Annotated in this window: 9 protein-coding genes and 1 other RNA gene; all 10 read right to left on the bottom strand. The window is 43.1% G+C overall.

Annotation, left to right across the window (positions count from 1 at the left end):
• Positions 1–42: 42 nt before the first annotated feature.
• Positions 43–1,020 (bottom strand): tRNA (adenosine(37)-N6)-dimethylallyltransferase MiaA, encoded by a 978-nt coding sequence (miaA, locus tag ACSAJE_RS02120; RefSeq protein ID WP_118690176.1) that lies wholly within the window; start codon positions 1,018–1,020, stop codon positions 43–45.
• Between the two features lie 31 nt (positions 1,021–1,051).
• Positions 1,052–3,103, bottom strand: a complete 2,052-nt coding sequence (gene mutL, locus ACSAJE_RS02115) for a DNA mismatch repair endonuclease MutL (protein ID WP_118506366.1) — start codon at positions 3,101–3,103, stop codon at positions 1,052–1,054.
• Positions 3,104–3,110: 7 nt separating this feature from the next.
• Positions 3,111–5,798: a DNA mismatch repair protein MutS gene (gene mutS, locus ACSAJE_RS02110; RefSeq protein WP_347474467.1), complete on the bottom strand. Its 2,688-nt coding sequence runs from the start codon at positions 5,796–5,798 to the stop codon at positions 3,111–3,113.
• A gap of 99 nt (positions 5,799–5,897) precedes the next feature.
• Positions 5,898–6,241, bottom strand: an RNA gene (rnpB, locus tag ACSAJE_RS02105) — RNase P RNA component class A.
• Positions 6,242–6,353: 112 nt separating this feature from the next.
• Positions 6,354–6,623 (bottom strand): DUF1294 domain-containing protein, encoded by a 270-nt coding sequence (locus ACSAJE_RS02100; protein ID WP_022025264.1) that lies wholly within the window; start codon positions 6,621–6,623, stop codon positions 6,354–6,356.
• A gap of 3 nt (positions 6,624–6,626) precedes the next feature.
• Complete coding sequence (purE, locus tag ACSAJE_RS02095; protein ID WP_118506423.1) at positions 6,627–7,139, bottom strand: 5-(carboxyamino)imidazole ribonucleotide mutase; 513 nt, start codon at positions 7,137–7,139, stop codon at positions 6,627–6,629.
• Positions 7,140–7,174: 35 nt separating this feature from the next.
• Entirely contained in the window at positions 7,175–8,332 is a 1,158-nt protein-coding gene (gene hemW / locus ACSAJE_RS02090; RefSeq protein ID WP_458009548.1) for a radical SAM family heme chaperone HemW, read from the bottom strand.
• A gap of 52 nt (positions 8,333–8,384) precedes the next feature.
• Positions 8,385–10,199 (bottom strand): translation elongation factor 4, encoded by a 1,815-nt coding sequence (lepA, locus tag ACSAJE_RS02085; protein ID WP_022025261.1) that lies wholly within the window; start codon positions 10,197–10,199, stop codon positions 8,385–8,387.
• Between the two features lie 180 nt (positions 10,200–10,379).
• The gene (gene spoIIP, locus ACSAJE_RS02080; protein WP_458009547.1) at positions 10,380–11,714 is read right to left on the bottom strand and encodes a stage II sporulation protein P; all 1,335 of its coding nucleotides are present in this window, start codon (positions 11,712–11,714) and stop codon (positions 10,380–10,382) included.
• A gap of 64 nt (positions 11,715–11,778) precedes the next feature.
• Positions 11,779–12,657, bottom strand: coding sequence for a GPR endopeptidase (gene gpr / locus ACSAJE_RS02075; RefSeq protein WP_458009546.1), 879 nt, complete (start codon positions 12,655–12,657; stop codon positions 11,779–11,781).
• Positions 12,658–12,833: the final 176 nt, after the last annotated feature.

Below are 12,833 nucleotides of genomic sequence, written 5' to 3'. Positions count from 1 at the left end.
CTTTCTTAAGCCTATATATTTAATTCGAATATTAAAACGCTGTTACTGATCTGCCGGCAAAATATGAGCGTTCTTCAGATCCTCTATCATATATTGCAAAATAGCATCTTCATTTTCATACGTTTCTTTATCAATCCAAGTTACATCCCGTTCACGCCGAAACCAGGTAAACTGACGCTTTGCAAAATGTCTGGTTTCACGCTTGATCCGTTCAAATGCTTCCTCAAAAGAACAGCTCCCCTGCAGTGCATCAATAATTTCTTTATAACCAAGTCCCTGCATCGAAACCATATTCGGAGTGATCCCTTGCTGCAATAATCCTTTCACTTCGTCCACTAAACCGTCCCGCCGCATCACATCAACTCTGCGATTGATACGATCATATAAGATTTCCCGTGGCAGACTGAGTACGTAATATCGAAACTGATACGGTGATTTTCTTTGCCGCTCCTGTTCATTATGTATTGATATCTTTTCCCCCGTCTGATGATTAAATTCCAGCGCACGTATCACACGTTTCACGTTGTTAGGATGAATCTCGTCCGCGGCCTCCGGATCGATTTTGGCCAATCTGGCATGCAGCACATAACCCCCCTGTTCTTCTGCAATCTTTTGCAGTTCTTGACGATACTCTATGTCCGTATCTGTTTCCGTAAAAGATATATCATACAATACAGATTGAATATAAAATCCGGTACCACCCACTAATATCGGGATCTTATGTCTGGCATAAATATCTTCCATTGCCTCTTTGCATTTCTGTTGAAATGCCATCACATGAAAGCTGTCTGAGGGATCCATAATGTCGATCAAATGGTGCGGTACTCCATCCATCTGTTCCTTTGTGATCTTCGCCGTGCCAATATCCATTCCGCGATAAACCTGCATCGAATCTGCAGATATAATTTCACCCTGTATTGCTTTGGCAAGACCGATCGATAATGCTGTTTTGCCAACCGCGGTCGGTCCTGTCAATATAATAAGCGGTCTTTTTGTGCCTGTGTTGTCCTTCGCTGTCATTCTTTTTCCTCCAACTTGTCAGATCAAAAGATCAGACGATTCGTTTAAACTTCTTTTCGAGTTCTCTTTTGGTCATTCGTATCATCGTCGGTCTGCCATGCGGACAATGATATGGATTATCCAAAGACATTAGCTCTCTCATCAGCTCTTCTGCCTGCCTAAAATCCAGTTCGTTATTTCCTTTTACAGCCGCCTTGCAGGACATGGATGCTATTTTGTCAAGCAGGATTTCCGGGGTATCGACACCACGCTGCCTTCCACAAAGCGCCAAAGCTTCTACAAACAATGCCTGAACTTCTATTGATGGCAAATGTGCCGGTATACCGCTGATTGCATACTCTCTTCCACCAAAAGATTCGATTTCAAAACCAAGCTCACGGAACAATTCCTGATGCTCCTTTAATGCCTGCTCTTCCTGCATCGACAAGCTTAAGATCATCGGTGGCTGCACCATTTGGATCATCGGCTGTTTCTCTTGGAGTTGTTTCATAAAGCGTTCGTACAACACTTTTTCATGCGCCGCATGCTGATCTACTAAATACATCGCATCTTCATACTGTAATATCCAGTAGGTCTGAAATACCTGTCCAACAATGCGAAGTTCCCGCAGTGCTTGATCTTCTAATGCTCCCTGCTCTTCAAACATGCTTGCCTGCTTGACATTTTCGATCGTTGCCGCCGCTTCCACCGCAGGGGCCTGTGGCTTTTCGTCGGTCTGTTTTTCAGATTCCGTTGCTGTCACAGAGACCTGTGGAGCGTCTTTGGATCGTTGCTCCGCAGAATAGACCGGTGCTTCCTCACGAAGAACCGCCTGAAGATTCGGCACACTCTCGGATTTTTCAACAGATTGCTGCGATATCGGTTCGCTCACAATTTTTTGAGCATGCATGATTCCTAACTGTTCCGCTTCTTTCTTTTCTCTTTCTGCCAGATCCGCACCTATTGCGTTTTGTTTGGATCCCCGTTCGTCGGAAGCAATTACGCCAACCTGCACTTTTTCTTCCTGCCTGCGTTTTTTTTCAAAAAATTCTGCGCCACGTTCGCTATTTGATACTTTACTTTTTTCAGTAACTAAGGAAACCTCCGGAATAAATTCCCTTTGCTTAAGCCCCTCTGAAACTGCATGAAACACGCTCTGAAAAATTTCTTTTTCTCTGGTAAAACGAATCTCCATCTTCTGCGGATGCACATTCACATCAATATAAGCCGGATCTATTGTAAAATGCAGAGCTGTAAATGGATAGCGATGCTGCATTGAATACGGTGCATACGCCTCCTCAATCGCGCGATGTATCACTTTGCTCTGAATAAATCGTCCATTGATAAAGTAATTCATATAATTACGGTTTCCTCTGGAAATAACAGGCTTGCCAAGGAATCCTTCAACTTCACAAAACACTTCTTCCCTATGCACTTCCAAGAGATTTGATGCGATATCCCGCCCATAAATATGGTAGATCACATCTTTTAATTTGCCATTACCCGGCGTGCTGAGTTTGGTCTGATTCTGTGCAATAAAACGAAACGCCACTTCCGGATGAGACAAAGCAAGGCGCTCTAATACCGTGCTGATATAACTGGTCTCTGTCGGCGATGATTTCAAAAATTTCAGTCTGGCCGGCGTATTATAAAATAAATTGTGGATCAAAAACGTTGTCCCTTCCGGACAGCCAACTGCTTCTAGCGTTTTCTCTTCACCACCCTGTATCACATATCGATTTCCCATTAATGCTTCTTTTGTCTTAGTCACCATCTCTAACTGCGAGACTGCTGCCACGCTGGCCAACGCTTCACCGCGAAATCCCAGACTGGAAACTCCCAAAAGATCTTCAACTCCCTTGATCTTACTGGTCGCATGCGGCGTAAAGGCAAGCACAATATCCTCTTTGGCAATTCCGGTTCCATTATCAGTGATACGGATCAACTCTTTTCCGCCATCCTTCACCTCGACCGTAATCGCATTTGCCTGCGCATCAATCGCATTTTCAACCAATTCTTTTACCACTGCCATCGGCCGTTCTATCACTTCCCCGGCAGCGATCTGATTGATCGTATTTTGATCTAATACATGAATTTTCGGCATAAGTACCTCACATTCTTTCCTTCAACTTCATTTGCATACGATACAATATGTTCATCGCATCGATCGGCGTTATCTCGGACAGATCCAGATCATGCAGCTCCAAAATAATATCATCCATTTTGATATTAGTATTAGAGGCATCAAACAAAGAAATCTGTTCCATGTTTTCTTTCTTTTTGCGTTTATGTTTATGGGCTGTCTGCTGTTCCACGCCATATGGATACTCCGGCAGCTCCTCCGTCTCTACCTCGATCTCTTTTGCCTTTGCTGTAATATCATTATCCGACAACTGCTTCACCAGTTCCCTGGCACGGCGAAGCACCGTCTCCGGCACCCCCGCAAGTTTTGCTACCTGAATACCATAACTGCGATCTGCGCCCCCTTTTACAATTTTACGTAAGAATACAATATCCTCTCCCTGTTCCTTAACGGCAATGCAATAATTATCTACACTCGCCAGTTTTCCCTCTAATTCTGTCAATTCATGATAATGCGTTGCAAATAATGTTTTAGCACCGAGAAGTTTGGTATTGGCAATATGTTCGATCACTGCCCACGCTATGCTTAAGCCGTCAAACGTGCTTGTTCCGCGGCCAATTTCATCCAAAATGATCAAACTCTCTTTCGTCGCATTACGCAGTATATTGGCTACCTCTGTCATCTCTACCATAAAGGTACTCTGACCACTCGCCAGATCGTCCGAAGCCCCGACACGGGTAAATATACGGTCTACTACACCTATTTCTGCAGAACTTGCCGGTACGAAAGATCCAATCTGTGCCATTAAAACAATAAGCGCTGTCTGCCGCATATAAGTTGATTTACCCGCCATGTTCGGGCCGGTAATTATGGCAATGCGGTGCTTTTTCTCGTCCAGTTCCGTATCATTGGCCACAAACATGTCATTTGGAATCATTTTTTCCACCACCGGATGTCTTCCATTCTTAATAGATATTGCCCCTGAGCGGCTGATCACCGGACGGACATATTGATTTTGCTCTGCAACAAGAGCTAATGAAGTAAACATATCGACAGCCGCAACAATCTTAGCAGCGAACTGCACTCTTCCGATTTCCGCATAAATACGTTCTCTCACCTCATTAAATACATCATATTCCAGATTATTTAATTTATCTTCTGCGCCTAAGATCATATCTTCCAGTTCTTTTAACTTGGGCATCGTGTAACGCTCGGCATTAGCAAGCGTCTGCTTTCTGGTCCATTCCTCCGGAACCAGCTCCTTATAAGAATTAGTTACCTCTAAATAATATCCAAACACTTTATTGAATTTGATCCGCAAGTTTTTGATACCTGTGCGCTCTTTTTCTGTCTCCTGCAGTTCACTGAGCCACTCCTTGCCATCTCGTTTAGCTGCCCGTAACTTATCAATTTCCTCGTTGTAACCCTCACGAATGATACCTCCCTCCCGCATAGCAAGCGGAGGTTCATCCTCTATAGCCGCCTGTATCAGATTACAGATATCTTTAAGATCGTCCAACTCCTCACCGTACTGTTTTAGGTGTGAATGCTCAAACGTCATTAAAATATATTTAATCGACGGAAGCATGGAAAGCGACTGCCGAAATGCAACAAGATCTCTTGGATTTGCACTACGGTAACTTATCTTACTGATCAAACGCTCCAGATCATAGATTGGTGCCAGATACTCCCGCAATTCTTCGCGGTTGATAATATTTTCATTTAATTCTTCTACCATGTCTAACCGACGGTCAATCTCCTCCGGATCGACCAATGGCTGTTCGATCGAATTTCTTAACAAACGTGCACCCATAGCCGTTTTCGTCTTATCCAATACCCAAAACAAAGATCCGCGCTTCGCTTTCTCGCGCATTGTTTCACAAAGTTCGAGGTTTCTTCTGGTGGCACGGTCCAGTAACATAAACTGGTTGGCTGCATATGGTTTGATCGTTCGAATATGATCCAAAGAAATTTTCTGCGTCTCCGTCAGATACTGCATAACTGCGCCTGCGGCAACGATTCCAATTGAATAATCATCTAATCCCAATCCACTTAAAGTACTGACACCAAAATGTTCCTGCAGCGCTCTGCGGCAGCCGTCCTCATCAAAATACCAGTGATCGATCGCTGACACGGTTATTCCGAGTCGCCCCCGCAGATCTTCAAGATCAATACCGGATACCACAAAACTATCGTTGCAGATGATCTCCGACGGCATCGTCTTACCAATCTCATCCAACAGTTTATTTTCTGTATCAAACTCTGTTACGTAATAATCTCCGGTTGTAACATCTACATACGAAACACCATACGCATTGGTCGTATATACAATACACATCAGATAATTATTTCTCGACTCATCCAGTGTATTAGTATTCAAATTCGTTCCTGGCGTTGCCACGCGGATCACCTCACGTTTGACCAAACCTTTGGCTAACTTCGGATCCTCCACCTGTTCACAAATCGCCACTTTATAGCCCTTGCCCACCAATTTGTCAATATAAATATCTGCAGAATGAAAAGGAACACCACACATAGGAGCGCGTTCCTCTAAGCCACAGCTTTTGCCGGTTAATGTCAGATCTAATTCTTGCGAACAGGTCTTGGCATCTTCAAAAAACATCTCGTAAAAATCCCCTAAACGATAAAAGAGAATACAATCTTTGTATTCTTCTTTGGTTTCCATATATTTCTGCATCATTGGTGTAAGTGGCATGATATCCTCCGTTTATCTGTCTATTATGGTCTGCGCTTCAAAGTCCGCAGCACGAATCCTGCAGCTTACAGGCATCTTCCCCGTTCGACCTTATTTGAAATAATGAGCAGCACGATAAGCCGAGTTCTGTATTTGACAATCATCTATCTAGACCTGCTGTTGCCAACAGGTTCAAGCAACCTACCCGGAACACGACGGGCCGCCGTATCATCCCTGTTCGGTCTTGCTTCGGATGGGGTTTACATCTGCCATTTTTGTTACCAAAAATGCGGTGAGCTCTTACCTCGCCGTTTCACCCTTACCTATAAAGGCGGTTATTTTCTGTTGCACTTGCCTGGGAGTCGCCTCCACCGGACGTTATCCGGCATCCTGCCCTATGAAGCCCGGACTTTCCTCACCTGCGGCCTTTCGGCACTTGCAGCCGCGATTGTCTGTGCTACTCATTCAGAGCATATTTTAGCACGTAGCTCCTAAAAAGTAAAGTCTCCTGCCATCCGGATAAACAAGCAAAATTTCTTATTTGCCATCCTTTTGACAAGAGACTTCAAGATCCTATTAGAGGAACAGATAATATACTGCCCCCGCGCACTGACACAACAAGATCAAAGGCATTCCTACAACAAAATACCAATGTTTTGTCTTGTGGCGAAACAAATACATTCCTGCCCATGTTCCGATACTCCCTCCAAGCAGACTCACAATGAATAACATGCGTTCCGGTATACGGAAACGATGCTTGATCGCTCGCCTCTTGTCAGAATACATCACATATAATCCGACTATGTTCATAAGCAGCAGATAGCCGCCAACCACAATTGGTTCCATCGCTTACATCTGCTCCAAATAAGCTGCATAACCAAGTTTATTTAATTTTTCATCTTTGGCAACCACCTGATCCTTTAAGCCTTCTTTATAAGCAGCCAGTTTATCCTGCAACGCAGTATCTGAGATTGATAACATCTTTGCTGCCAAAATCGCTGCATTTGCTGCTCCATTGATAGCAACCGTTGCAACCGGTATTCCAGAAGGCATCTGTACAATAGAGTACAGAGAATCTACTCCACCGAGTGATTTTGTATGAATCGGAACGCCGATAACCGGAAGTGGGAAGATCGCTGCACACATTCCCGGAAGATGCGCTGCTCCACCAGCACCTGCAATAATAACATCAATGCCTCTATCTTTTGCAGTTTTTGCATATTCTACAAAAACATCCGGCTCTCGATGTGCTGAGATAACATTCATCTCATAATCAATCCCGAAATCTTCCAACATTTTTGCAGCTTTGCTCATAATCTCAAGATCTGAATCACTACCCATTAAAATTCCTACTTTTGCCATTTCTACACCATGCCTTTCTCGTTCAGTCATAACTGTTATTCTTCCTCTAGCAAAAACTCCGCCAGCACTGCATTGCTGACATCCCGTCCCCGCTTTGTCAGATAGATTCTATCACGATTCTCATTTTCTGCCAATAGGTTATTTTCCAAAAGCATCGGCAAAACCGTTTGGTATTGTTTCCGAAAATCAGTGCTAAACCACTTATTGTATTCTGTCAACGAAATTCCGGAAGTCATTCGAAGTCCCAAAAATACAAACTCTTCCATTTGCTCTTTTTTCGTCACAACATGTCGTAAACCGGAATGATCTTGCGGCAATTCCTGCAGATAGACGGACAACTCTGTTTCATTTTGAAATCTTGCCCCTTCAAAATAAGACGATGCTCCAAGCCCTAAACCTAAATAATCCCCCATACGCCAATAGGTTGTGTTGTGTACACATTCTTGGCCGTTCTTCGCATAATTCGAGATTTCATATCTGTGATAACCGCAATCAGCCAGATATTCCTCCGTTATTTCGTCCATTTTGCGCTCGGTATCTTCATCCGGCAAGTCCAAAAGACCTTTTTTAGCCTGTGCAAAAAAGGCTGTCCCCTTTTCCAAGATCAAACTATATGCTGATATATGTGCCGGAGAAACGGCCGTGACCGCCTGCAGTGTCCTGCGGTAACTTGCTATATTCTGCCCCGGAAGCGCAGCCATGATATCAACATTAAAATTTGTTAAGGAAGCCTTGTGCAGCAGATCTACGGTCCGCAAAAAATCTGCAAACGAATGTATCCTGCCTAGCCGCTGCAATTCTGCGTCATCCGCAGACTGTAAGCCCACACTTACCCGGTTTACTCCCATCTCCTTTAGTACACTAAGTTTGTCTGCATCCACTGTTCCCGGATTCATCTCCACCGTAAATTCAACATGGCGAGTCTTATCCGGCTGATACAAGCTCATAACCGCCTTTTGCAGCGTCTGTAATTGCCCGACAGAAAGGCTTGTCGGTGTTCCTCCACCCACAAACAAACTCGTTACTTCATAATCAGATATCCGCTCTTTCCAGTATTCGCATTCACGAAGCAACGCCTCTACATATAGCGTTTTGATCCGTTCCTCTGCCGGTGCCGACAAAAAATCACAATAGTAGCATTTCTGTACACAAAACGGTATATGTAGATATATCGCTACTTTTTTCTTTGTCATAATGTTCTCCTATGCTCTCACAGTACACACAACAAAATATGCCGGTTCGAATTTATTCTTCATCCAATTTCAAAACACTCATAAATGCCTGCTGCGGAATTTCTACATTGCCAAACTGACGCATTCTCTTCTTTCCCTCTTTCTGTTTCTCTAACAGCTTTCTCTTACGGGAAATATCACCACCATAACATTTTGCCAATACGTCCTTACGCATCGCCTTTACCGTCTCTCTGGCAATGATCTTGCTGCCGATCGCCGCCTGAATTGGGATTTCAAACAACTGTCTCGGAATCTCTTTTTTGAGTTTTTCGCACATTTTACGGCCGCGTTCATATGCCGTATCTGCATGCAAAATAAAGGATAGCGCATCAATTTCCTCGCGATTGATCAAAATATCTAACTTCACTAGGTTCGACGGAACATATCCCTTCATTTCATAATCTAACGATGCATAGCCTCTGGAACGGGATTTCAGTGCGTCAAAGAAATCATAAATTATCTCGTTTAACGGCAGCTCATATTTTAAGACCGCACGAGTCTCCTCCAAATATTCCATTCCAAGATAAACACCTCGACGTTCCTGACAAAGATTCATGATTGCTCCAACATATTCTGTCGTAACCATGATCTCTGCTGTCACAACCGGTTCCTCCATATGTTCAATCTCAGAAGGATCCGGGAGATTAGACGGATTGGTCACTTCGATCATCTCGCCATTGGTTTTATATACGTGATAGATAACACCCGGTGCTGTCGTCACAAGGTCCAGATTATATTCACGTTCCAAACGTTCCTGTACAATTTCCAAATGTAACAGTCCTAAAAATCCACAGCGGAATCCAAATCCCAATGCCACGGAAGTCTCTGCTTCAAATTGCAATGCAGCATCGTTAAGCTGAAGTTTCTCTAGAGCATCCCGAAGATCCGGGTATTTCGCTCCATCGGATGGGTAAAGTCCGCAATAAACCATTGGCTGAACCTTTTTATATCCCGGAAGCGCCTCTTTGCAAGGGTCACTGGCAAGCGTAACCGTATCGCCCACTCTTGTATCCTGTACATTTTTCAGACTGGCTGTAATGTATCCAACCATTCCCGCCGACAATTCATCTGTTGGGATAAACTGACCGGCACCAAAAATACCAACTTCTACCACTTCTGCCTTGGCACCTGTTGCCATCATTAATATCTGCTGCCCTTTTCGAACGGTTCCATCAAAAATGCGGCAAAAAATAATAACACCTTTATATGCATCATAAATAGAGTCAAAGATCAAAGCCTGTAATGGAGCGTCCGGATCACCATTCGGTGCAGGGATCTTTGAAATGATCTGCTCCAGCACTTCATCGATATTCGTTCCCATTTTTGCTGAGATCAATGGTGCATCTGATGCATCCAAACCAATAATATCTTCAATTTCTTCTTTTACCCGCTCCGGTTCTGCACTCGGCAGATCAATTTTATTAATGACCGGCATGATCTCGAGGTCGTGATCCAGTGCCAAATAACAGTTAGCAAGCGTCTGCGCCTCAATTCCCTGCGCTGCATCCACGATTAAGATCGCACCTTCGCATGCCGCAAGACTACGTGAAACTTCGTAATTAAAATCTACATGTCCCGGTGTATCGATCAAGTTAAAAATATACTCCTCGCCATTTTTCGCCTTATAAACAATGCGAACCGTCTGCGCCTTGATCGTAATTCCACGCTCCCGCTCCAGATCCATATTGTCTAACACCTGAGCCTGCATCTCTCGGCTGGTCAAAAGTCCTGTACGCTCAATAATCCGGTCTGCCAATGTGCTTTTCCCATGATCGATATGCGCAACGATACAAAAATTTCTAATATGTGATTGATTCGTTCTCTCCATTATTATCTCCATTCTGCCGTAAAGCTTTGTAACATGTGCTTTCTGTATTTTCTTTTGCGCATAAAGTATAGCACAGTTACCCTGTTTCCCGCAAACAAAATTGCAAAAAGCGGCTTCCATTTCCTTTTGTACCCATAAATTAGTGAAAATACCGTTTTCTCTGTCAAAAAATGGGAACCGTTATTTGTTTTTTCCGGAAAGCACCTGATGCAGCACATCTGCTAACGGTGTCATTGCATTTTTGGCTTCTTCCACGGTATTATTTTCATTACCAAGCTCTATCAATAGAGATCGCTGCTTCATATGTAGATTGTAGCGATAATTTTTCAGATAGATCGGCTTTGCAAAACCCGGGTATGTTTTCATACAGGCAATCTTCATTTGAAGACTAAAGGCTAGATTTGCCTGTAGATTATCATTATGTAAATATGCGATGTTTCCCTTTTGATTACGGGACAATCCATTAAAAAACATGACCTGTGCGGTGCGTTTTCCTCTAATAGACGTTAATCTGTGCACTTTATTGCCCACACCATCCCGGTGAAGATCAATGATCACCTGTATATCCGGGTATTTTTGAAGCAATCTCTTCACTCCATCGCCAGACTGATTATACGCCTTATTGCGATCAATACTTCCTTTCACCATATCATATTTTGTTTCATCATGAATCACATGATATCCGTATTTACGCGTTAATATCTGTGCCAGCTCTTCCCCCACGCCCACAATGCTGTCTTCATCTTTATTTGCACGGCTATTTGCAAATCGTTCCGATGCCGCATGCGTATGATAGATCAATATTTGTGGTGTCTTTTTTTTCTTTATTTGCATCGACATCTTTAATAGTGTTTTTGGTTGAAATATCTTCTTATCTACGGAAGTCGAAGAATCGATAATATAAAAATTCTTCAACAGATACTTCATGTCCATATTTTGGTATAGTTTAGAAACCTTTTTTTGTTCTGACGTTTTGTTTCCCTTATAAGCAGTGAACAACTCTTTCTTTTGTACTTCCCTGCGTTTTGGTGCTTTTGATGTACTATTGACGGCAGTCTGCCTTGACGGTGAGACTGCTCTGTTATACTTTGTAATGTCATTGCTTTTATTATTAAATACATATAATACTTTCCCTGTGGCACCGGCTTTGGACGCAGATATTTTCTGTGATGATGTCTTCGTATTTTTCATCTTAACTAATGAGCTTTTCCCCGCTTTTTGCTGTTTCCATGCTGCCACTGTTGCCGCATTATCCTCTCCATTCCTTTGATCCTGCAGATAGTGTAATAGCGCCGTCTGTCCTGTAAGCAGCGAACTACCGGACTGTTTTTCGGCCATCTTACTGCCGGAAAAGCCAAATCCAACTAAATCCTTTTCCACCTGATCCTTAGCTTTGGCAAGCAATTGATACTGTCTATGCAGTCCAACGACCAAAATCCCGCTCCAAAGCAGAATCGACAAAAGTATGGTAAGTTTAATCCCGCATTTAATGGTCTGCCAACTCGTCCGATCCATGTTTCCTCTTTTCTATGCAAGTTTCCAAGGGTTTCTATCCTAGCTTATGATGCAACATAAGAAACTATTCCATCCCCGACTGGAATTGATCAATCCCTCCGGCGATCAGCTTTCCAATCTCACGGATCTGCATTTCAATATCTTTAGGTGTAACAAAAAGATCTTGAATGGACTGTTTACTAATATCCCTTAGAAACGTATCTATATCCTGCTCAGCCAGACCTTCTTTTTGGAGAAATTCTTCCATTGTGTTAATAACAATAGTATTAGCATCAACCACCGTAGGTACGCCAATTGCGATTACAGGTATTCCCATTGTCTCCTGATTTACCGGAAAACGATGATTTCCAATACCTGCTCCCGGCGAAATTCCGGTGTCCGTAATCTGTATCGTATGGCATAATCTACGCACACTGCTGGTGGCCAGAGCATCAACGACAAGCAGCACATCGGGTTTGACCGTGTTAATAATACCACCTAGTATTTCACCACTCTCAATTCCGGTCTGTGCCATAACCCCTGGAATCACTGCACTGAACATAACAGCAGGGTCTGTTTCCAGATGACGATTTACTTGAATGTGTTCTACAACATAAGGGCCGAGTGCATCCGGAGTTGCGAAACGATTTCCTAAACCGGTCACTAACACTGATAAATGATCTTTCACCGGCAGCAGACAATCTAAAATTTTATATATTTCTTTTTGGATCGTCTCCTGTGCTTCCAAGGATTGAAACTCCAGCGTAAAATAATCTCCAACCGGTTTTCCCATTTGTTCTGCCCCATGCTGATCTTTAATAATGACACGTGTCACCAAAAGTTCTCCACCAGCCAAAGTATGCTTTTCCAAGCATACCCCATCAATCTCCACGGAATCTTCCGGAAAACTTTCTCGAACTTCAATCGCCAGATCCGTATGTTTCTCCATTACCCTGTTATCCAACACCATTCCTCCTCACAACAATGCTATAATTATTCTCACTCAAACTTTCCATACCGGAAGTTTGAGTTATTCTTAATTTTTCCACTTTTTTGAAATTTATGTATTGACATTCCTTGCTATATTCTTTATTATATATGAGTATGTTTACTCAAAGCCGACCGTGTCCGGTTTGATGA

Source organism: Jutongia sp. SJQ-6 (assembly GCF_054161275.1).
Note: the sequence above shows the minus strand (reverse complement) of the source record. Positions and strands in the feature narration are given on the sequence as shown.

Bases quoted from the DNA above. Each gene is read 5' to 3' on its own strand.
- miaA (WP_118690176.1), bottom strand. From the start codon at position 1,020: ATGACAGCGAAGGACAACACAGGCACAAAAAGACCGCTTATTATATTG.
- mutL (WP_118506366.1), bottom strand. From the start codon at position 3,103: ATGCCGAAAATTCATGTATTAGATCAAAATACGATCAATCAGATCGCT.
- mutS (WP_347474467.1), bottom strand. From the start codon at position 5,798: ATGCCACTTACACCAATGATGCAGAAATATATGGAAACCAAAGAAGAA.
- ACSAJE_RS02100 (WP_022025264.1), bottom strand. From the start codon at position 6,623: ATGGAACCAATTGTGGTTGGCGGCTATCTGCTGCTTATGAACATAGTC.
- purE (WP_118506423.1), bottom strand. From the start codon at position 7,139: ATGGCAAAAGTAGGAATTTTAATGGGTAGTGATTCAGATCTTGAGATT.
- hemW (WP_458009548.1), bottom strand. From the start codon at position 8,332: ATGACAAAGAAAAAAGTAGCGATATATCTACATATACCGTTTTGTGTA.
- lepA (WP_022025261.1), bottom strand. From the start codon at position 10,199: ATGGAGAGAACGAATCAATCACATATTAGAAATTTTTGTATCGTTGCG.
- spoIIP (WP_458009547.1), bottom strand. From the start codon at position 11,714: ATGGATCGGACGAGTTGGCAGACCATTAAATGCGGGATTAAACTTACC.